This window comes from Nitrospirillum guaranorum, assembly GCF_034653275.1.
Lineage (GTDB): Bacteria > Pseudomonadota > Alphaproteobacteria > Azospirillales > Azospirillaceae > Nitrospirillum.
Window position 1 is genome coordinate 1,186,973 of sequence record NZ_JAYEES010000001.1, and the last position, 20,948, is coordinate 1,207,920.

The 20,948-nt window shown below is 68.2% G+C and carries 19 protein-coding genes; 8 read left to right on the top strand and 11 right to left on the bottom strand.

Annotation, left to right across the window (positions count from 1 at the left end; translation table 11 throughout):
• Positions 1 to 36 precede the first annotated feature (36 nt).
• Entirely contained in the window at positions 37 to 1,335 is a 1,299-nt protein-coding gene (locus UAJ10_RS04825; protein WP_322914226.1) for a spinster family MFS transporter, read from the top strand.
• Positions 1,336 to 1,353: 18 nt separating this feature from the next.
• Here UAJ10_RS04825 and UAJ10_RS04830 read toward each other — a convergent pair whose 3' ends face one another.
• The 8 genes from UAJ10_RS04830 to UAJ10_RS04865 form a co-directional block, all read right to left on the bottom strand.
• On the bottom strand, positions 1,354 to 2,817 hold the full coding sequence (locus UAJ10_RS04830; protein ID WP_322914227.1) for an APC family permease: 1,464 nt from the start codon (positions 2,815 to 2,817) through the stop codon (positions 1,354 to 1,356).
• 128 nt (positions 2,818 to 2,945) lie between these two features.
• A complete protein-coding gene (locus UAJ10_RS04835; protein WP_322914228.1) occupies positions 2,946 to 3,626 on the bottom strand; it encodes a GntR family transcriptional regulator in 681 nt (226 codons plus the stop codon).
• A 43-nt stretch (positions 3,627 to 3,669) separates the two neighbouring features.
• Positions 3,670 to 5,187 (bottom strand): histidine ammonia-lyase, encoded by a 1,518-nt coding sequence (gene hutH, locus UAJ10_RS04840; RefSeq protein WP_322914229.1) that lies wholly within the window; start codon positions 5,185 to 5,187, stop codon positions 3,670 to 3,672.
• A gap of 45 nt (positions 5,188 to 5,232) precedes the next feature.
• Complete coding sequence (gene hutG, locus UAJ10_RS04845; protein ID WP_322914230.1) at positions 5,233 to 6,042, bottom strand: N-formylglutamate deformylase; 810 nt, start codon at positions 6,040 to 6,042, stop codon at positions 5,233 to 5,235.
• A 778-nt stretch (positions 6,043 to 6,820) separates the two neighbouring features.
• The gene (locus UAJ10_RS04850) at positions 6,821 to 7,165 is read right to left on the bottom strand and encodes a hypothetical protein (protein WP_322914231.1); all 345 of its coding nucleotides are present in this window, start codon (positions 7,163 to 7,165) and stop codon (positions 6,821 to 6,823) included.
• A gap of 17 nt (positions 7,166 to 7,182) precedes the next feature.
• Positions 7,183 to 8,538: a pentapeptide repeat-containing protein gene (locus tag UAJ10_RS04855; protein ID WP_322914232.1), complete on the bottom strand. Its 1,356-nt coding sequence runs from the start codon at positions 8,536 to 8,538 to the stop codon at positions 7,183 to 7,185.
• Positions 8,539 to 8,872: 334 nt separating this feature from the next.
• Positions 8,873 to 9,754 (bottom strand): RNA polymerase sigma factor RpoH, encoded by an 882-nt coding sequence (gene rpoH, locus UAJ10_RS04860; RefSeq protein ID WP_004272279.1) that lies wholly within the window; start codon positions 9,752 to 9,754, stop codon positions 8,873 to 8,875.
• 144 nt (positions 9,755 to 9,898) lie between these two features.
• Complete coding sequence (locus UAJ10_RS04865) at positions 9,899 to 10,936, bottom strand: RluA family pseudouridine synthase (RefSeq protein WP_416235347.1); 1,038 nt, start codon at positions 10,934 to 10,936, stop codon at positions 9,899 to 9,901.
• Between the two features lie 110 nt (positions 10,937 to 11,046).
• On the opposite strand from UAJ10_RS04865, the gene UAJ10_RS04870 reads away from it, so the two are divergent.
• The 3 genes from UAJ10_RS04870 (at position 11,047) to UAJ10_RS04880 (ending at position 13,371) form a co-directional block, all read left to right on the top strand.
• Positions 11,047 to 11,472, top strand: coding sequence for a hypothetical protein (locus UAJ10_RS04870; protein ID WP_322914233.1), 426 nt, complete (start codon positions 11,047 to 11,049; stop codon positions 11,470 to 11,472).
• Between the two features lie 233 nt (positions 11,473 to 11,705).
• Positions 11,706 to 12,728 (top strand): threonine aldolase family protein, encoded by a 1,023-nt coding sequence (locus UAJ10_RS04875; RefSeq protein ID WP_416235342.1) that lies wholly within the window; start codon positions 11,706 to 11,708, stop codon positions 12,726 to 12,728.
• A 112-nt stretch (positions 12,729 to 12,840) separates the two neighbouring features.
• Complete coding sequence (locus UAJ10_RS04880; protein ID WP_322914235.1) at positions 12,841 to 13,371, top strand: peroxiredoxin; 531 nt, start codon at positions 12,841 to 12,843, stop codon at positions 13,369 to 13,371.
• 47 nt (positions 13,372 to 13,418) lie between these two features.
• Here the strand turns inward: UAJ10_RS04880 and UAJ10_RS04885 are convergent, their stop codons facing one another.
• Together UAJ10_RS04885 and UAJ10_RS04890 are read right to left on the bottom strand one after the other, a co-directional pair.
• Complete coding sequence (locus tag UAJ10_RS04885; protein WP_145612637.1) at positions 13,419 to 13,658, bottom strand: DUF982 domain-containing protein; 240 nt, start codon at positions 13,656 to 13,658, stop codon at positions 13,419 to 13,421.
• Positions 13,659 to 13,725: 67 nt separating this feature from the next.
• The gene (locus UAJ10_RS04890; RefSeq protein ID WP_322914236.1) at positions 13,726 to 14,337 is read right to left on the bottom strand and encodes a LysE/ArgO family amino acid transporter; all 612 of its coding nucleotides are present in this window, start codon (positions 14,335 to 14,337) and stop codon (positions 13,726 to 13,728) included.
• A gap of 100 nt (positions 14,338 to 14,437) precedes the next feature.
• Between UAJ10_RS04890 and UAJ10_RS04895 the strand changes: the two genes are divergently transcribed.
• Both UAJ10_RS04895 and UAJ10_RS04900 read left to right on the top strand, forming a co-directional pair.
• Positions 14,438 to 15,343 carry a LysR family transcriptional regulator ArgP gene (locus UAJ10_RS04895; RefSeq protein ID WP_322914237.1) on the top strand — a complete coding sequence of 302 codons (906 nt, stop codon included), beginning with the start codon at positions 14,438 to 14,440 and terminating at the stop codon, positions 15,341 to 15,343.
• Between the two features lie 79 nt (positions 15,344 to 15,422).
• On the top strand, positions 15,423 to 16,985 hold the full coding sequence (locus UAJ10_RS04900; RefSeq protein ID WP_322914238.1) for a phage tail sheath family protein: 1,563 nt from the start codon (positions 15,423 to 15,425) through the stop codon (positions 16,983 to 16,985).
• 12 nt (positions 16,986 to 16,997) lie between these two features.
• On the opposite strand, the gene UAJ10_RS04905 is transcribed toward UAJ10_RS04900, so the two are convergent.
• A complete protein-coding gene (locus tag UAJ10_RS04905) occupies positions 16,998 to 17,741 on the bottom strand; it encodes a hypothetical protein (protein WP_322914239.1) in 744 nt (247 codons plus the stop codon).
• Between the two features lie 271 nt (positions 17,742 to 18,012).
• On the opposite strand from UAJ10_RS04905, the gene UAJ10_RS04910 reads away from it, so the two are divergent.
• Entirely contained in the window at positions 18,013 to 18,519 is a 507-nt protein-coding gene (locus UAJ10_RS04910; protein ID WP_322914240.1) for a (2Fe-2S)-binding protein, read from the top strand.
• Complete coding sequence (locus UAJ10_RS04915) at positions 18,519 to 20,813, top strand: xanthine dehydrogenase family protein molybdopterin-binding subunit (RefSeq protein ID WP_322914241.1); 2,295 nt, start codon at positions 18,519 to 18,521, stop codon at positions 20,811 to 20,813. The genes UAJ10_RS04910 and UAJ10_RS04915 overlap by 1 nt, the downstream gene beginning before the upstream one ends.
• The last annotated feature ends 135 nt before the right edge of the window (positions 20,814 to 20,948 follow it).

Sequence of the window (20,948 nt, forward strand, 5' to 3'; positions counted from 1 at the left end):
CCGCTTCCCCATGCTAGAGATCAGCCAGGATCACCCATGAGCGAGAGCACGATGACCGAGACCGCCCTTCAGCCGGCCCCTACCCTGGTCCGGCCAGGATATCGCGTCCTGGTGATGGCGGCGCTGTTCGTCGTCTACACCCTGAACTTCGTGGACCGGCAGATCCTCAGCATCCTGGCCGTGCCCATCAAGGCGGAGCTGGGCTTGACCGACACCCAGTTGGGCTGGCTGGGCGGGCCGGCCTTCGCCCTGTTCTACACCTTCCTCGCCATCCCCATCGCCCGCCTGGCCGACCGCATGAGCCGGGTGCGCATCATGGCGGTGTCGCTGGCGTTGTGGAGCGGCTTCACCGCGCTGACCGGCCAGGTGGGCCTGTTCTGGCAACTGTTCCTGTGCCGCATGGGGGTGGGCGTTGGGGAGGCCGGCGGCGTGGCCCCCGCCTATTCCCTGATCAGCGACTATTTCCCCAAGCACCAGCGCGCTCGCGCCCTGGCCGTCTATTCCTTCGGCATTCCCTTCGGCAGCGCCCTGGGCATCCTGCTGGGCGGCTACATCGCCACGGCCGTGAACTGGCGCCTGGCCTTCACCGTCTGCGGCATCGCCGGCCTGGTCATGACGCCCATCTTCCTGATCTGCGTGCGCGAGCCGGCACGCGGCGCGTTCGACGCCGTGAAGAACGCGGCCGAGCCGGTGCCGCTGCGGGCCGTTCTGGCCATCCTGGGCACCAAGCCGTCGTTCTGGCTGTTGTCCGCCGGCGCCGCCTCCTGCTCCGTCCTGGGGTATGGGCTGGCCTTCTGGATGCCGGCCTTCCTGGCGCGCATGCACGGCATGGCGCTGAAGGACGTGTCGCTGTTGCTGGGTGTCGGCAGCCTGGTGGCCGGCACACTGGGCATCTGGGCGGGGGGCGCCCTGGCCGACCGGCTGGGCGGCCGCGCCAAAGCGGCCTATCCCCTGGTGCCGGCCGTGGCCTTCCTGATCGCCGTGCCGCTTTACGCCCTGGGCTTCCTCGCCCGGGAGCTGTGGCTGGTGGCGGCGCTGTGCACCCTGCCCCTGGCCCTGGGCCTGGCCTGGCTGGGCCCCGTCATCGCCGCCGTGCAGCACGTGGTGCCGCCGGCCATGCGGGCCACCGCCTCGGCCATCTTCCTGTTCATCAACAACCTGGTGGGCATCGGCTTCGGCATCTTCTTCTTCGGCCGCCTGTCCGACTTTCTCGCCCCCCGCTTTGGCGCGGAGGCCCTGCGCTATTCCATGCTGATCGGCCTGGGCTTCTACCTGCTGAGCGCCCTGTTCTTCATCCTTTCCAGCCGCCGGCTGGAAAGGGATTGGGAGGGGTGAGCCCCTCCCGCTCCGCAATCACTCCGCCAGTTGCGCCTCGCGCTGGCGGGCGGAGTTGCGCATGCCGTAGGCGAAGTAGATGGCCAGGCCCAGCAGGCTCCACGCGCCAAAGCGGATCCAGTTGCTGAGGCCCAGCGAGATCATCAGCGCCACGCAGATCACGGCGCCGGTGACGGCCACCACCGGCAGGTAGGGCACGCGGAAGGGGCGCGGGCGGTGCGGGTCGCGCACGCGCAGCACCAGGGTGGCGACGCAGACCAGGGCGAAGGCCATGAGCGTGCCCAGGGACACCAGGTCGCCCAGCACATCCAGGGGGGCGATGCCGCCGATGATGGCGGCCACCAGCGTCACCCACAGCGTCGCCTGCCACGGCACATGGTGTTCCGGATTGACCGAGGCGAAGGACGGCGGCATCAGGCCATCGCGCGCCATGGCATAGAAGATGCGGATCTGGCCGTAGTTGCAGATGAGGATGGCGGAGCCCAGGCCCAGGATGGCGGCCAGGTTGATGATCATGCCCAGCCAAGCCAGGGACGGGCCGGCGTTCTTGATGGCGATGAAAATGGCCTCGGGCGCGTCCAGCATGGTGTAGGGCGCCAAGCCGGTCATGACCATGCCGACCACCACGTACAAGGTGACGCAGACGGCCAGGCCGCCCAGGATGCCGCGCGGCACCGTGCGCTGAGGCGACCGCGCCTCCTGCGCCGCGGTGGAAACCGCGTCGAAACCGATGTAGGCGAAGAACAGGGTGCCGGCGGCGCGGAACACGCCGGACCAGCCGAAGGCGCCGTCGCCCGTGCTCTCCGGGATGAAGGGATGCCAGTTGGCGGTGTCGACATAGAAGATGCCCACCACCGCGAACAACACCATGGCGCCCACCTTGATGGCGACCGAGATGTTGTTGAAGCGCGCGGTTTCCTTGATGCCGAGGCTGAGGACCACGCCGCACAGGGCGATGATGAACACGGCCGGCCCGTTGATGAAGGCGCCGGTCCATTCAAAGCCCTTCTCATCCGAATAGGACAAGGGGGCCGATGCCAGGTTGGTGGGCAGATGCACCCCCCATTGCCCGAGGAAGGCGTTGAGATAGCCGGAAAAGCCCACGGCCACGGCCGAACCGCTGATCATGTATTCCAGCACCAGGTTCCAGCCGACCAGCCAGGCCACGATTTCACCCAGCGTGGCATAAGTGTAGCTGTAGGCGCTGCCCGCGACGGGGATGACGGTGGCCAGTTCGGCGAAGCACAGCCCGGCGAACAGGCAGGCCAGTGCTGCGAAGGCGAAGGAGAGGGCGACCGCCGGGCCGGCATGGGTGGCGGCCTGCGATCCGGTCATGACGAAGATGCCGGCCCCCACCGTGCAGCCCACGCCCGCCAGGATCAGGTCCAACGTGCCCAGGCCGCGCGTCAGCTTCGCGACCCCTTGCTTCCCCTCACCGGCCGCGATGAGCGCATCGACCGGCTTGACCGTCCACAACCCCATACCCGTCCCTTTCCCCGTTCGCGCCACAAGGTGGGCCGCACGTCCGGGGCCCTGTCCTATCCGTTATTCCCGTCCTAGCACGTTCCGGCACGCCCGTCCCAGCCCGGGCCCTGAACGCGATCAAATTTTTAATCCACGCCTTCATCCTCCGGTGACGGATATTGGCGCAGCACCGCCTCGATGACGAAATTCTGGCCGGCGTAGACATGCTCATACAGCAGCTGGGCCGCCTTCTCGCCATCACCGGCAAACAGGGCGGCCAGCACCGGCTGGCTGCCCGCCCGGTAGGCCGCCGCCCCCTCCGACTGGGGGATGCCCATGAACAGGGGGCGCTGCCCGCGCTCGAACAGGTTCCGCAGGATCTGCTGCAGGCGCGGGTTGCCCGACGCCTCGGCGATGGTTTCGTGGAAGTCCTGGTCGGCCTCCAGGATCTTGCGGTGCTGGTCAGGGTCGTCCGGTTCCACCGTTATGGTGGTGGCGCGCACCAGCCGGCGGACATGCGCCGTCGTCAGCCGCCCCGCCGCCAGTCGCCCGGCCATGGGCTCCAACGCCAGGCGGATCTGGAAGCAGTGCATGATGTCTTCGGGCGTGATGGGTGCCACGGTGAAGCCGCTGCGCGCTCGCGCCGCCATCAGCCCTTCCTGGCACAGCCGGGCCAAGGCGGTGCGCACCGGCGCCTTGCCGAAACCCAGCCGCTCCGCCAGCAGGGCCTCGCTGACCCGCTGCCCCGGCGTCAGGCGGCAGAGCATGATGTCGGCGCGCAGAGCCTGGTAGGCCCGTTCGCTCAAGCGTTCCTCAGTGGTGGACAAGGCCCGCTTCCCTCCTGCTCATGCCGCCCCAATGGCGCCCCTCTTAAGCGAACTCCAACCCCGCGCCCAGGTCCCCGTTCACCACCAGGGCCTTGGCGGCGGCGATGTCGGGGGCGAAGTAGCGGTCCTGGTCGTAGGCCGGCACCACGGCGCGCAGCTTGGCTCGGGCCTGTTCCAGCGGCTCGGAGGTCTTCAGCGGCCGGTGGAATTCCAGGCCCTGGATGGCGGCCAGCGCCTCGATGCCGACGATGCCGGCGGCGTTGTCGGCCATGTCGATCAGGCGGCGGGCCGCCCAGGTGGCCATGGAGACGTGGTCCTCCTGGTTGGCGGAGGTGGGAATGCTGTCGACCGAGGCCGGATGGGCCAGGCCCTTGTTCTCGCTGGCCAGGGCCGCCGCCGTGACGTGGGCGATCATGAAGCCGGAATTGATGCCGCCGTCCTTGACCAGGAAGGCCGGCAGGCCGCCGTTGTGGTGCGGGTCCACCAGCATGGCGATGCGGCGTTCCGACAGGTTGCCGATCTCGGCCAACGCAAGGGCGATCTGGTCGGCGGCGAAGGCCACCGGCTCCGCATGGAAGTTGCCGCCGGACAGGATGTCGCCGGTGTCGGGGAAGACCAGGGGGTTGTCGGTAACCGCGTTGGCCTCGATCAGCAGCGTGCCCGCCGCCATGCGCAACTGGTCCAGGCAGGCGCCCATGACCTGCGGCTGGCAGCGCAGGCAATAGGGGTCCTGCACCCGCTCGCAATCCAGGTGGCTGGCGCGCACGGCGCTGCCGTCCAGCAAGCGGCGATAGGCGGCGGCGGTGTCGATCTGGCCCTTCTGGCCGCGCAGCTCATGGATGCGGGCGTCGAAGGGTGTGTCGGACCCACGGGCCGCGTCCACCGACAGGGCGCCGGCGGTCAGGGCCGCCTGGAACACCCGCTCCGCCGCGAAAAGGCCGTTCAGGGCCAGGGCGGTCGATACCTGGGTGCCGTTCAGCAAGGCCAGGCCTTCCTTGGGGCCAAGCTCCATGGGCGCCAGCCCCGCCCGCTTGATGCCTTCGGCGGCCGGCAGGACCTGGCCGTCCACCCGCACCTCGCCCACGCCCAGCAGCGGCGCCACCAGATGGGCCAGCGGCGCCAGATCGCCCGAGGCACCGACGGAGCCCTTGGACGGGATGCAGGGGTAGACACCATGGTTGGCCAGCGCCGCCAGCGCACGGATGACGCTGCCGCGCACGCCGGAGTAACCGCGCGCCAGGCTGGAAATCTTGAGCACTAGGATCAGGCGCACGATGGCGTCGTCCAGCAGCGGGCCGGTGCCCACCGCGTGGCTCAGCACCAGGTTGCGCTGGAGCTGCGACAGTTGGTCGTTGCCGATGCGTGTCTTGGCCAGCAAGCCGAAACCGGTGTTGATGCCGTAAGCGGTGCGGCCGGCGGCCATGACGGCGTCCACCGTGGCGGCGGACTTCTCCGCATGGGCGAGTGTGGCGTCATCCACCACCAGGTGGACGGGGCCAGCCAGGGTGGCGCGCAGGTCAGCCAGGGTCAGGCGGCCGGGGACCAGGGTGAAGGTGTGCATGGCACGAGAACTCCCGAGAGAAATCAAACTATTATGGCCCTGCCTTCAGGCAACGGAATAACGCGCCGTCGCGGAGGACAGGAAGGTTTCGATCATCTGGCGCAGGACCGGGCGCAGGCGGCTGCTGCGCCCCTCATCCAGCGCGGGGACCAGGCCGGGCGTCAGGTGCGTGTCCTGCGACAGCTCCAGCTGCAGGGCGTGGACATGTTCCGCCGGCTGGCCGTAGTGGCGGGTGATGTGCCCGCCCTTGAAGCGGCCGTTCAACACGGCGCTGTAGCCACTGGCCTGGGCCACCGCGTAAACGGCCTCGGCGATGGCCGGATCGCAAGCGGCGCCGGCGTTGCTGCCCAGGTTCAGGTCGGGCAGTCGGCCGTCGAACAGGCGCGGCACCTCCGCCGCGATGGAGTGCGCGTCCCACAGCAGGGCATAGCCGTGCCGGGTCTTGATGCGCTCCAGCTCCGTCACCAGCTGGGCATGATAGGGCTGCCAATAGGTGGCGACGCGGGCAGCCTTTTCGGCATCGGTCGGCCCCTGCCCCGTCAGATACAAGGGCGTGCCGTCGAACATGACCTCAGGGATCAGGCCGGTGCCGGCCTGGCCAGGGTAGAGGTTGGCGTCGTCGGCCGGGCGGTTCAGATCCACGACGTAGCGGCTGTAGCCCGCCACCAGGGTGGAGGCGCCGAGCTTGGCCGCGAAGTCATACAGCGCGTCGACATGCCAGTCGGTATCGACCAGGCCATGGGCCTCCGGCACCAGGCGGGATGATATGTCACCCGGTATCTGGATGCCGACATGGGGGAAAGAGATCAGCAGCGGCGCCGTGCCTTGTCGAAAGGTGAAGACTGGCCCGGTCATTGGCCCGCTCATTGGACGCCCCCCGGTAGATTCAACCCATGGCGGCAGGCGGTGGGATGGTTAGGCATGGGATCATTCCCCCCGGACGAATAAAGCTTAGGCATCGGCCTGCAGGGCTGGCGACAGGCCGCTGGAGTTGAACAATGGCCATTCAGAATCCGTGACCTGTCAGAAGCTGTTAACGACGGCCCAACCGTCACGATTTCCGCATGCCATAATGCCAATGGCAATGCGTCCTCAGTAACGTAGCTCCAGGCAAAAGCGACCTTTCGGCAACGGGGGGGCATGAACAGAGCCTTGCGACGGGGGCATGTCCGGCATTGACATGCCTCTTTTCCGAACCCCGGCCCCATGCCTATCCCTGACAAGCGATGCAACGACTGAACCGCCGCCGTAGGGAACGATAGCGACGAAGTTGCCCCATCCTAGCGATGGATTTGCCGGCCGTAAAGTCCTGACGCGGCATCTGACCTGTCAGTAGTTGCCCATAACATGCTGGGCTTTCCCTGCCGATCACGCTCCCATCGCCACTCCGCAGGGCCCGGCGTGGATGAGTGCCACCTCGGCGGTCGTAGCTGCGACATTTTAGGAAAACTGCGGAATCCCGGGTCGCACGTACCGGGCCACCGGCAAACGGATCACGCCGATCCAGCTCGATCGTCACACGCACCTAATGCTTAACGGAGGGCCGACGGCGGAATTTGAATTGCGCCTGAACGGCTTTACTTATTCTGAAATTTCACCATCCGACGGCGGCTGTGTGGCCAGGCCTGCCGAGTCAGTGATCGGCCGCCGACGCCGCCAGCAGGCAGGCCAGGAAATCGGCCGCATCCTCGGCGTCGGCCAGGAAATCCGCGCCAATGATCCGCCGCTCCGCATCCACCCGCCGCACGATGATGGGGAACAGGGCGACGCCGTTGGTGAGCTCGCTGTGGATGCTGACGGTCAGGGCTTGGCCCGGGACCATATCCTCCACCCCGCCGTGCAGTTGCAGGCCGATGCCCTTGGCGGACCAGTCGACCAGGCGGGCCTGAAGCCGGCCCACCCGCAACGGGTAGGCGTCGCCGGACAGGCGCGTGGCCTGGCGGCGGTCGGCTGCGGCGGGTGTCGTCTCATCGGTCATGGCGCCATGCTACCGGATCAGACGGCCAAGGCTTCAGCGGAAAAGTTCTTGGCGCCGCGGAAGTCAGCGTTGCGGATGTCAGCCTGGCGCAGGTCGGTCATGGTCAGGGTCGCGTCGGTCAGGCTGGCGCCGGTCAGGACGGCGTTGCGCAGATTGCCCTGGGTCAGGTCGCCGTCTTCCAGACGGGCCATGGTCAGATCGGCGCCCGCCAAGTTCACCCGCACCATGCGCGCCTTGCTGAAATTGGTGGGCCATTCGTGGCCGTTGCGCAAATCCATGGGGCAGGCCACGGCGTTGGCCAGGTTGGCCTCGTTCAGGGTCGCGCGCTCCAGGCAGGCGCCGCGCAGATCGGCACCGGCGAGTTCCGCGCCGCGCAGGTCGGCCATGGACAGGTCGGCCATGGCCAATACCGTGCCGCTGAGGTTGGCGCCCTTCAGCGTCGTCTGCCTGAGGATGGCGGCCGATAGGTTCAGGTTGGACAGGTCCTGACCGCTGAGGTCGGTGGCCGACAGGTCCGCGCGCTTGCCCTTGCCGCCATTGCTCAATATCCACAGGCGGTGCTGGCGCAGGGTTTCGCCGATGGTGCCCTCGATATCGTCCAGGCGGCGCACCAGGTCGGCCCCCGTCAGGTTGGCCATGGAGAGATCGACGTCGTCCAGCAGGGCGCCCAGCAGGCTGGCCTTGGACAGGTTGGCGCTGCGCAGCAGGGCGCGGGTCAGCACCGCGCCATCCAGCTTGGTGCCGCTGAGGTTGGCCTCGGACAGGTCCGCCCCTTCGAGGTTGCAGCCGGTGAGGTCGGAGCCGCTGAGGTCCGCCTTCACGAAGACGGCGCCGCGCAGGTCGGTGTCGCGTAGGTCGGTCTGGACGACGAAGGCGTTGGACAGCTTGGCATAGCTGAGGTCGGCCTTGGTCATGGACGCCTCGGCCAGCTCGGCCGAAGGATTGCCCTGCACGTTGGGCGTCAGCTCGCCATTCTTGCTGCGCATCAGGTGACCGTCGCGCAGGTCGGCCTCCACCATCACCACCCGCCGCATGCTGGCCCCGCGAAAGGCGGCGCCACGCAGGTCGGCCCGGGTCAGGTTGGCGCGTTCCAACGTGGCGCGACGCAGGTCCGCCCCGAACAGGCAGGCGGAACGCAAATCCACCTCCGACAGGTCGGCCTCGCTGAGCCGCGCACCGGTCAGGTCGGCGCCGGCCAGCACCCGGCCGCGCAGCACGGCGTTGGAGAGATCGCAGAATTTCAGGCTGGCCCGCGCCCCGCCCCGCTGCCCCTGGAGGTATCGCAGATGCAGGGTCAGGGCCTGCTCGATTTCCGCGGCCGAGAGGCGCCGGTATCCGATATCGAGGCTGTCAACGTCGGCCCTATGGCTCATCTGGGTCTCAGGCTTTAAGGTTCATCACCGCAGTGAGCCTATGTGATAGCGACCCTTCGTTAATAAAAGGTCATTAATTTGAAGTTTGCCCTACCGAGAATCAAAATATCAGCGAAAAAACCAACAGGTCATCTTGATTTTTGCTTTCTGATAGATTGTGACGACGGCATATCTCTTTTAAAGGGAACTGCCATAGGCCCTGTCGCAAAAGGCAACGGCGGAACCCGAGGGTCCCGCCGTTCCGTCCAACTGCCACTTGCCCTTGAATTCATGTTCTTGCCCGTGGGCGCCTGCCGTGGCGTTGTCGTCCGGTCAGGCGCGTCCACGTCCAGAATTAGGCCAAATGGGTCTCCAGGGCCGCGTTCTTCACGGCCTTCTGAAGCTTTTCGAACGCCCGCACCTCGATCTGGCGCACACGCTCGCGGCTGATGCCGAACTCCTGGGACAGGTCCTCCAGCGTCGTCGGGTCGTCGCGCAGGCGGCGCTCCGCCAGGATGCGACGCTCACGGTCGTTCAGGCCCTTCATGGCGCCGGCCAGCAGGGCCTTGCGCTTGCCCAACTCTTCCCGGTCGGCCAGGCGGATTTCCTGGCTTTCCGTCTCATCCACCAGCCAATCCTGCCACTCGCCCTCGCCATCCACGCGCAGGGGCGCGTTCAAGCTATGGTCGGGGCTGCCCAAGCGGCGGTTCATGGACACGACGTCTTGTTCCGGCACGTCCAGCTTGGTGGCGATGGCGGTCACCGTCTCCGGCGACAGGTCGCCGTCCTCGATGGCCTGCATCTGGCCTTTCAGCTTGCGCAGGTTGAAGAACAGCTTCTTCTGCGCGGCCGTGGTGCCCATCTTCACCAGGCTCCAGCTGTGCAGGATGTATTCCTGGATGGCGGCGCGGATCCACCACATGGCGTAAGTGGCCAGGCGGAAGCCGCGGTCGGGGTCGAAGCGCTTCACCGCCTGCATCATGCCGACGTTGCCTTCGGAGATCAGCTCCGATAGCGGCAGGCCGTAGCCGCGATAACCCATGGCGATCTTGGCCACCAGGCGCAAGTGGCTGGTCACCAGTTGGTGGGCGGCGATGCCGTCCTCATGTTCCTGCCAGCGCTTGGCCAGCATGAACTCCTTCTCCGGCTCCAGCATGGGGAAGCGGCGGATTTCCTGGAGATACCGCGACAGGCTCGATTCCGAACTGACGGCGGGGATGGCGGGCAAGGTGGCCATGGTCAACAACCTTTCACGGTTAAGGACCCCCGGGGATCGGGCGGTCCCCCCGTACCGGATGCTCAAATGGAGCCCCCCGGACGGGGTTGGGGTGACACATTGATCAGTATACGCCTCTGACTCGTATCCGACCACATTTTAAAATCATTCTAAACTAAAGATCAGCCCTGCAAGATCAGCGGGCAGGTCGCTGGTGAAGGCAACCATGTCACCGCTGGCCGGGTGACGGAAGGCGATGTCCTTCGCATGCAACGCTTGGCGACGAAAACCGAGAAGTTGGGCCTGTGCGTCCGGCGTCGCCTCCTTCAGCCGGGCGCCCAGGGCGCCGGTGGGGCGGGCCTTGCCGTACAGCGGGTCGCCCACCAGCGGATGGCCGATCTGGGCCATGTGCACCCGGATTTGATGGGTGCGGCCGGTGGCCAGCTTGCACTCCACATGGGCGGCCAGCAGGCCGTAACGGGCCAGCGTGCGCCAGCGGGTCAACGCCGGCTTACCGCCCTTGCTTACCACGGCCATGCGCTTGCGATCCGTCGGATGGCGGCCGATATTGCCCTCGATTTCCCCCTCACCCGCCGCCGGCGAGCCCCAGACCACGGCGTGGTAGGTGCGCGACAGAGTTCGGTCGGCGAACTGGGCCGACAGGCCGGCATGGGCGCGATCGGTTTTGGCCACAACCATCAGGCCGCTGGTATCCTTGTCCAGGCGGTGGACGATGCCCGGCCGACGCACGCCGCCGATGCCGGACAGCCGCTCCCCACAATGGAACAGCAGGGCGTTCACCAGCGTGCCATCGGGATTGCCGGCGGCGGGGTGCACCACCAGGCCGGCCGGCTTGTCGATCACCAGCAGGTCATCGTCCTCGAAAACGATGGTCAGCGGGATGTCCTGCGCCACCGGCACGGCTGGTTCCGGCGCCGGCACGGAAATCTGAAACACCTGGCCGGGTTTGACCCGGTATGAGGCGTCGTCTATGGTCTGGCCGCCCGGCTGACCCAAGGCCACGCGCCCCTCCCCGATCAGCGCCTGCAGGCGTGAGCGGGTGAGGCCGGCGGCCTCCGGCACCAGCTGGGCCAGGGCCTTGTCCAACCGGTCGCGGGCCGCGGTGTCGGGGATGGTGACGGCGACCAGGGCGGAACCCGCCTCGTCGCCCTCCAGATCCTCATCCTCCGCGCCGTCCACCACCGGGGCGCCAAGGTCCAGGCGGTCAGCCCCGCCCTCACCCGCCACGGCGCTGAAGCGCGCGACGGCGGTGTCGGCAGGCTGGCCCGGGGCGGCACAGATGGTTGAAGCAAGTGCGGACAATAAAGACCTTCCTCGTCATCATGGGCGTACTGATCGTCGCCGGTTTCACCTTCATCGGGGTGGAGGTCTGGCGGCGTGCCACCGACCCGAACCACCCCCGCGCCTTCGGCCGCCATGCCGATACGGCGACCCCTGGCACCACCACCGCTTCGGCCCTGCCGCCCGAGGCCCTGGCCCCGCTGCTGAAACTGCCGGAAGGCAGCCGCATCGAAGCCATGACCAGCGTGGGTAGCCGCCTGGCCGTCCAGGTCGCCCTTCCCGGCGGTGCCCAACAGATCGTCCTGCTGGAGCCCAGTACCGGAAAGGTCCAGATCGCGGTCGTTACTGGAACCACTTCATCGGACACCCCATCTTCCACGGGTGGGGTGTCTGAACCCAACCAGACGATGCGCCCGCAGGTTCCCCGGACGCCGTGATTACGGTCACACCGGCCGGCCACCCACCAGCGTAATCACCCTACATGACAGAGATTTAATGGCCCCTGTCAGGAAGCCGGCGCTGGAATGAAGGCCTCGGGCGACTGCCCAATATTTCGGCGACGCACGGCAGCATTGGGCATTTCCACACTTTTTTGCTTCCTCTTCGTGCGCGCCGCCACCGATCATCATCCGACATCCAGCAACAGGCGAGACGGTCCTCAATGAACTTCATGAGCGACAACGTGGTGGGCGCGGCCCCGGAGATCCTGGCGGCCCTGGCCGCGGCCAATGACGGCGCGCAACCCTCCTACGGCGGTGACCCGCTGACGGCGCGGGTGACCCGGGACCTGGCCGAGTTGTTCGAGTGCGACGTCACCGTCTTCCCCGTCGCCACCGGCACCGCCGCCAACGCCCTAGCCCTGTCGGTGCTGACCCCACCTTACGGCGCCGTCTATTGCCATGACGAGGCCCACGTGCAGGTGGATGAATGCGGCGCGCCGGAGCTGATGTCCGGCGGCGCCAAGCTGGTTTCCTTGGCGGGGCCCCATGGCAAGCTGGACGCGATGGCGCTGAAGGCCGCCTTGGACAAGGGCGGCGCCGGCGTCGTCCACCACGTGCAACCGGCCGCCCTGACCCTGACCCAGGCGACGGAGTCCGGCACCGTCTACACCCCCGACGAGGTGATGGCCCTGACGGACGTGGCGCGGGCGCACAAGTTGCGCGTCCACATGGACGGCGCCCGCTTCGCCAACGCGGTGGCCAGCCTGGCCTGCGCCCCGGCCGACATCACCTGGCGCGCCGGCGTGGACGTGCTGTCCTTCGGTGCCACCAAGAACGGCGCCCTGGCGGCGGAGGCGGTGATCTTTTTCGACAAGGCCTTGGCCGACAGCTTCGCCTATCGCCGCAAGCGGGCCGGCCACCTGTTCTCCAAGATGCGTTTCCTGTCGGCGCAGCTGGACGCCTACCTGACCGACGGTCTGTGGTTGCGCCTGGCCACCCACGCCAACGCCATGGCGACGCGCCTGGCCCTGGGCCTGGACGCCCTGCCCGGCGTCGGCCTGCGCAGCCCGGTGCAGGCCAACGAGGTCTTCGCCGTGATGCCGGAGCCCATGATCGCCGGGCTGGAGGCGGCCGGCTTCCACTTCTACCGCTGGGACGGCGCGTGCATCCGCCTGGTGACCGCCTGGAACACCGACCCGGCGCATGTGGACGCCTTCGTCGCCGCCGCGCGGGGGCTGGCGGGAATCGCGTGAGGCGCCAAAGCGCGCCTGAGGCAAAACACCGCCCCGCGCCGGGACCTTGAATGGCGTAGGGTCAGGCCCCCAACCTGGGCCGACGCGTCCCGATAAACTCTGTGGAGATGACATGCGCACCATCGTTCTCGCCGCCGCCCTCTCCCTGGCGGCCACGGTTCCGGCCTGGGCGGCCTTGCCCAACGGCGCCGCGGCCCCGGCCTTCACCGCCCAAGGGGCCCTAGGCGGCAAAACCTCGACCTTTTCACTGACCGACGCGCTGAAGACGGGACCGGTGGTGCTTTACTTCTTCCCCGCCGCCTTCACCAAGGGCTGCACGGTGGAGGCGCATGAGTTCGCCGAGGCGACGGAGACGTTCAAGCAGTACGGCGCCACCGTGGTGGGCGTGACCGCCGGCAACATCGACCGCGTGGCCGAGTTCTCCTCCGTCGAGTGCCGCGACAAGTTCATGGTGGCCGCCGACCCCGACGCCAAGATCGCCGCCGAGTACGACGCCAAGAACCAGGGCAATCCCGCCATCTCCAACCGCACGTCCTACGTCATCGGCCAGAACGGCAAGGTGGTCGCCAGCTATACCGACAACAACCCGGACCAGCACGTGCAACTGATGCTGGACGCGGTGAAGGCGCTGCACGGCAAATAAGCGCGGCTTGGTTCCAGCGGCCGCCGGGCCCGCTGGAACCGCCAAGGTTATTCCGCCAGGATGTGGGCGGTCTCGGCGGCGGTGACGAAGGCCGCGCGGGCCGCCTCCGCCTCACCCGACCCGTCCAGGGCAGCCAGGCACGCGGCGGTGGCCGCCTGGCGGGCGGGATCGTTGAGGTGCGCCTCCGGCCAACGGTAGATCAGCCAGTTGGAAGCCTCGTCCACCGTCGTGATGGTCCGGCGGACGGAGGGGGCTTCCCACACATCGATCGGGGTCAGGGTACGCACGGGGTGGCCTCCTTCAGCTGGTGGAGCATACAACCTGGCGGGGCCGGCACGGTTCCCCCGCCGGGCGTCACCCACCCGTGACCAGCCTGACCGCGATGGCCCACATCACCAGCGCGATGACGCCTTCCAACAACCGCCAGGCGGCGGGGCGGGCGAAGATCGGGCGCAGCTTGGTCGCGCCATACCCCAGCGAGAAGAAGAACAGGAAGGAACCGGTGATGGCACCGGCGGCGAAGGACGCCTGGAAACCGTCGAACTGGGTGGAGATGGTGCCCAGCAGGACCACCGTGTCGAGGTAGACATGCGGGTTCAGCCAGGTGATGGCCAGGCAGGCCAACAGGGTCTTGACCGGGCCGGGTCCCTCGGCCTGGGGCCCCACCGTCAGCGCGCCGGTGGAGCGCCAGGCCGACCACAGGCTCTTGGCCCCATACCAGGCCAGGAAGGCGGCGCCGGCATAGCGCATGACCGGGTCCAGCCAGGGCAGCCAGGCGGCGGCGGTGCCGAAACCGGCCACCCCGACGCCGATGAGGATGGCATCCGACAGGGCGCAGGCCAGGCACACGGCGAAGACGTGCTGGCCGCGCAGGCCCTGGCGCAGCAGGAAGGCGTTCTGCGCGCCGATGGCGATGATGAGGCTGAGCCCCATGCTCAGGCCCGCGATATAAACCGAGACATCCATGGTTACGGCGATTTCCAGACGGTGGCCAAGCCTTGTGGTAGGCGCCACTCGCGGATTAGGCTAATTAAATCACCTAATCCGAATTTAGCGAAACTTAGCCATGATCGATTATCCGGCGGCGCGCGCCGTGGCGCTGGTGGTGCAGACCGGCAGCTTCGAGAAGGCCGCCGCCGCGCTGAACGTCACCCCTTCCGCCGTGTCCCAGCGCGTGAGGCAGCTGGAGGAACGGCTGGGCGCCGTGCTGGTCGAACGCGGCACACCCTGCACCGCCACGGAAAAGGGCGAATGGCTGTGCCGCCACATGGACCATGTCGGCATGCTGGAACGGGAGCTGACGGCCCACCTGCCGGGCCTGGTCGACCTGGCGGCACCGGTGCCGCGCGTGACCCTGGCCATCGCCGTCAACGCCGACAGCCTGGGCACCTGGTTCCTGGCGGCGGCCTCCGCCTTCACCCAAGGCTGCGACCATCTGCTGAACATCGTCATCGACGACCAGGACCATACCGCCGACTGGCTGCGGCGCGGCCGGGTGCTGGCGGCGGTGACCTCGCTGGAAAAGCCCATCCAGGGCTGCGGCGTCACGGCCCTAGGCGCGTTGCGTTATCACGCCACGGCCAGCCCGGACTTCATGGCGCGCCATTTTCCGGGCGGGGTGACGGCCGAGACCTTGGCCCAGGCGCCGGCGCTCACCTTCAACCAGAAGGACCGGCTGCAACATGACTGGATCCGGCGGGCGCTGGGCCGCGATGTCGTCCACCCCACCCATTGGCTGCCGTCGACGCAGGGCTTCGTCGACGGCGCCCTGGCCGGGATGGGCTGGGGCATGAACCCCGCCCAGCTGGCGCGCGGCCATCTGGACGCGGGCCGGCTGGTGGAACTGGTGCCCGGCGCCGTGCTGGACGTGCCCCTGTTCTGGCAGGTGAGCCGCCTGGCCGCCGATCAGCTGGCGGACCTCAGCCGGCGGGTGGTGGCCACGGCCAAGCGCGAGCTGACGCAGCGGACATGAGGCGGCGATATTCGCCTTGGGCGTGTGTTGTGCGGTAGGCATACTGACGGCAACGTGCCAACGATGGGGAACACCGCCCGTGCCCAACCTGATCAACCGCGCCACGCCCGGCGTTTATCTGACGGAATCCTCGGCCTTCCCGACGTCCATCATCGGGGTGCAGACCGCCGTCCCTGTCTTCATCGGCTATACCGAATATGCCCGCGACCCCGTCAGCCAGAAGCCGCTATCCGGCCAAGCCGTCGCGATCAGCGCCCTTGCCGACTACACGGCCTGTTTCGGCGGCGCCTATGCCCAGCCCTTCCAGGTGACGCCAGCCAAGACCGGGCCGGCCGACTTCCAGGCCACACAGCCGAACGGCCAGGGGACCGCTTCTTACACAGTCGACCCCAGCGGGCCGCGATTCAATCTGGCGCAGGCCATCCAGGCCTTTTACGCCAATGGCGGTGGTGCCTGCTATGTCGTGTCGGTGGCCGATTACGGCGCCGGCCGGGTTGCCAAGGACACCCTGCTGGCCGGCCTGCAAGCCGCCGGCGCGCAGGCCGGCCCCACCATGACGGTGGTGCCGGATGCCTGTCTGCTGCCCGACGCCGATTATGCGGTGGTGGTCACGGCCATGCTCACCCAGGCGGGTACCCTGGGGGACCGGATGGCCATCCTGGATTTGCCGGGTGCGACAAGCCCCACTGGCGGGACCGTCGACGGCCTGGCGGCGCAGCGTGACGCCTTCTACACCGCCATCGTCCCGGCCGTGGACGCCTTCAGCTATGGTGCCGCCTATGCCCCGGCGCTGCATACCAACCTGACCCCAGAGGGCGAAGTCGACTACACGCGCCTTCAGGGCAGCGCCGCCCTGATGCGGGAGCTTCTGGGCCAGCAGGCATCGGCCCTGTACACCGGCGCCCAGCTGGCGGAGGTTCAGGCGCGGCTGGCCACGGCCTTCCCGGCCGTGCCCCCGACCCCGGCGCCCAGCCCCAGTGAGATCAGCACCACCAACCAATACCTGTTGAACGCCCTGCCCCTGCTGGCCCAGATCGAAGGTATCATGGCGCGTAAGCTGAACGTGGCGCCGCCCAGCGGGATCATGGCCGGCGTCTGGGCACAGAACGACGCCAATCGCGGCGTCTGGAACGCCCCCGCCAACCTGACCTTGAACGGCGTGGTGGCGCCCACCGTGACCCTGACCGATGCGCAGCAGGGGGACTACAACCTTCCGCTGAACGGCAACGCGATCAACATCCTGCGCGCCTTCATCAATCGCGGCACCGTGCCGTGGGGCGCCCGCACGCTGGATGGCAACAGCAACGATTACCGCTACATCCAGGTGCGGCGCACCCTGATATACATCGAGCAATCCATCAAGACCGCCTTGCAACAGTTTGTTTTTGCGGCGAATGATGGTCAGACCTGGGTCACCGTCACGTCCATGATCTCCACTTTCCTCACAGGGTTGTGGAGCCAGGGCGGCCTGTTGGGTGACAAGGCCAGCGACGCCTTCAGCGTCCAATGCGGCCTGGGGTCGACCATGACCGCGCAGGACATCCTGAACGGCTACATGATCGTTTCCGTCACCCTGCAGATGGTCCACCCCGGGGAGTTCATCGAGCTGACCTTCACGCAGAAAATGCAGGGCATCGGCTGACCGGTTCCGGCATCAGGCGCTGGGCAGCACCGTCCAGCCATTGGTGTTGGGATCCAGGCGCTTGACCGGCCCCTCGAAGCGGCGCAGCAAGCCGTCCAGCAGGCCGGGCAGGCTTTGATAGCGGTTGAGGATGGCCTGCACCTGCGCCTGGCCCGGTCCGGCGGTCTCCCCCGCCCGGGTGGTGGCCTCACCCAAGGCGATGGCCCGGTGGACGACGGTGGCCGGGGCGGCCTGGCGGGTGGCGTGGGGCGCGCGGATATAGGCCAGCAGCGCCGTCTCATCCACCAAGTGGCGCAGCACGTCATCCAGGGCCTGCAGCACCTCCCCCCGCCAGCGGGTGGTGACGCCGCCGATGCGCCTGTCCTCCACACCACCGACGTGGCCGGCGCACACCACCTCCGCCAGGCACCAGCGCAGCCGGCTGGCGTAGCCGCCGAACATGTGGGCGTGCTGGTCCTGCTCCGGCAGGCCGGCGCGCGTCACCACGGGGGCGCCGATGTTGGCATGCCCGAGATCGACGGAGGAAAGGCCGTTCCATACCTCCGCCAGCACGCCGCTGTAGTTGGCCATGCGGGTGGGCCAGACGGCCCCGCCGCCGAAGATGTCCGACAGCGCGTTGCGGATGACGCCGACGACGTCGCCGAATACGTGGTCACCCTGCATGGGCGCCAACGGAGGAGCGGCGTTGGGCGCCGGCTCCGCCGGAATCTGGGCGCCCTGCGGATGGGCGAAGGTGCAGTTGGGAACGAGCGGCATGGGATGCGGTACCCTGTCGAGGGCGGGCCCGGGAGGGAGGCGGCCCGCTGGAGGGCCACACCCTAGCCGTATCGGCCGCTCCAACTCATGCGCGCGGAAGCTGTATGCCGCCCGGGGGAAGCGCGGGCGACGGCATTGATCATGGTGCGTATTCCTGTTTCGCCAACGGCGGACCGCCACCCGCCTGCGTCACCGGGGCCGCCCGAGAACGGTTCCCCTCTTCCGGGACCGGTGGCACACTGTTCGGCACGACAATGAATGGGCGGTTGACATGATCACGTTCACGCTGAACGGGCAGGTACTGCGTTTCGAGGGCGATCCCGAAATGCCCCTGCTGTGGTACCTGCGCGATGTCCAAGGGCTGACCGGCACCAAATTCGGCTGTGGCGAGGCGCTGTGCGGCGCCTGCACCGTGCACGCCGACGGCGCCCCCATACGCAGCTGCCAGACGACGCTAGGCGACCTGTCCGGCGTGGCCGTCACCACCATCGAGGGCCTGTCGCCCGACGGCATGCACCCCGTGCAGGTGGCGTGGCGCGAACTGAACGTGGCCCAGTGCGGCTATTGCCAGGCCGGGCAAATCATGTCGGCGGCGGCCCTGCTGAAGGACACGCCCCATCCCAGCGACGCCGCCATCGACGACGCCATGAGCGGCAACATCTGCCGGTGCGCGACCTACCCCCGTATCCGTGCCGCCATCAAGCGCGCGGCCGGCGAAGTGCAGCGCAAGACGGCCAGCGGCGGGAGCGCCCAGTCCAGCAGCGGGAGCGCCAAGTGATGGACGGGATCAGCAACCTCAGCCGCCGCGCCGTCCTGATGGGCCTGGGCGCCGGCACCTTCGTTTTGGCCGGTGGGCTGGCCGGTGGGCTCGGCCCCGTCGCACGGGCGGAGGACACGCCCAAGAAGTATGGCGGCGACGCCATGCCCGGCGGGGTCAAGGACGACCCGCGCCTGTTCGTGGCCGTGGCCACCGACGGCACCGTCACCATCCTGTGCCACCGGGCGGAGATGGGCCAGGGCGTGCGCACCAGCTGGGCCATGGTCATCGCCGACGAGATGGACGCCAACTGGGCCAAGGTGAAGGTGGACCAGGCGCTGGGCGACGAGGCGCGCTACGGCAACCAGAACACCGACGGCTCGCGCAGCATGCGCCACCACTTCCAGGCCCTGCGCCGCATCGGCGCCGCCGCGCGGCAGATGCTGGTCCAGGCCGCCGCCGCCCAGTGGGGCGTGCCGGCGGCGGAGGTGACGGCGGACGACCACAGCCTGGTGCACGCCGCCAGCGGCCGGCGCCTGGGCTATGGCGAGGTGGCGGCGGCCGCTGCGGCACTGCCCGTGCCGGCGCGCGAGACGCTGGTCTTCAAGGACCCGGCCAAGTTCCGCTATATCGGCCGGGGCGACGTCGGGCTGGTCGACGGTTTCGACATCACCACCGGCCACGCCACCTATGGCATCGACGTGCGGCGGGACAACATGCTGTACGCCGTGGTGGCCCGCCCGCCGGTGCATGGCGGCAAGATGAGCCACTACAACGTGGATGAGGCGCTGCAGGTGCCGGGCGTGCTGAAGGTGGTGGTGCTGAACACCGCGCCCCTGCCCTCCGGCTTCCTGCCCAAGGGCGGCCTGGCCGTGGTGGCGGAGAACACGTGGGCCGCGCTGAAGGGGCGGGAGAAGCTGAAGATCACCTGGGAGGATGGGCCAAACGCTGGCTATGACAGCGCCGCCTACCGGGCGGAGCTGGAGGCGGCGGCCCGCGCCCCCGGGCAGGTGGTGCGGGCCGTGGGTGACGTGGACGCCGCGCTGAAGACGGCGGCCAAGCATGTCACGGCCGAATACTACATCCCCCACCTGGCCCAGGCGCCCATGGAACCACCGGCCGCCGCCGCCCAGGTGACGGGCGACAAGTGCGAGATCTGGGGCAGCACCCAGGCGCCGCAGACCACGCGGGAAACGGTGGCCAAGGTGCTGAGCATCCCGCCGGAGAACGTGACCGTCCACCAGACCCTGGTGGGCGGCGGTTTCGGCCGCAAGTCCAAGCCGGACTACATCGCGGAGGCGGCCCTGTTGTCCCGCGCCATGGACGGCCGGCCGGTGAAGCTGACCTACACCCGCACCGATGACCTGCACCACGGCTTCCTGCACACCGTGTCGGTGGAACGGCTGGAAGGCGGACTGGACGCCAAGGGCAAGCCGGTGGCCTGGCTGCACCGCACCGTGGCCCCCTCCATCGGCGCCACCTTCACCGCCGGCGTGAAGCATGAGGGCGCGTCGGAGCTGGGCATGGGCGCCGTCAACACGCCCTGGATCGTGCCCAACCTGAGGGTGGAGAACCCTGAAGCCGAGAGCCACACGCGCATCGGCTGGTTCCGCAGCGTCTCCAACATCCCGCACGCCTTCGCGGTGCAGAGCTTCGTGGCGGAATTGGCGGAGGCCGCGGGACGCGACCCCAAGGATTTCCTGCTGGAGCTGATCGGCCCGGCGCGCCAGATCAACCCGGCGGACATGTCAGACAGCTGGAACTACAACGAGGACCCCGTGGCCTACGCCTATGACACCGGCCGCCTGCGCGGCGTGGTGGAGCGGGCGGCCAAGGAAGCCGGCTGGGGCAAGCCGCTGCCCAAGGGCCAGGGCCGGGGCATCGCCGCCCACCGCAGCTTCGCCAGCTATGCCGCCGCCGTTGTGCAGGTGGATGTCGACGCCCAGGGCAAGCTGACCATCCCCCGCGTCGACATCGCCTTCGACTGCGGCCCCGTCATCAACCCCGACCGGGTGCGGGCGCAGTTGGAGGGGGCGGTGACCCAAGGCGTCAGCCTGGCCACGCTGGGCGAGATCAGCTTCAAGGCCGGCCAGGTCCAGCAGAACAACTTCGACACCTATGAGGTCACCCGCATCGACGCGGCGCCCAGGGATATCCGCGTCCACCTGATGCCGGCGGCCAAGTACGACGCGCCCCTGGGCGGCGTGGGTGAGCCCGGCGTACCCCCCATCGCCCCCGCCCTGCTGAACGCCATCCACGCCGCCACCGGCAAGCGCATCCGCAGCCTGCCCATCCGGGATCAGTTGCGGGTGTGAGGAAGGCCCCGCCAGGCGCCGTTTCGGCCAAGTCCGAAGTGACGCCTGGCCACCGGCATGGATGATCAGCGGCCTCTGCAATCGGTTGCAAATTGCCCTTGCCTCGGGCGACGGCACGCCATAAAAGTTATGCCT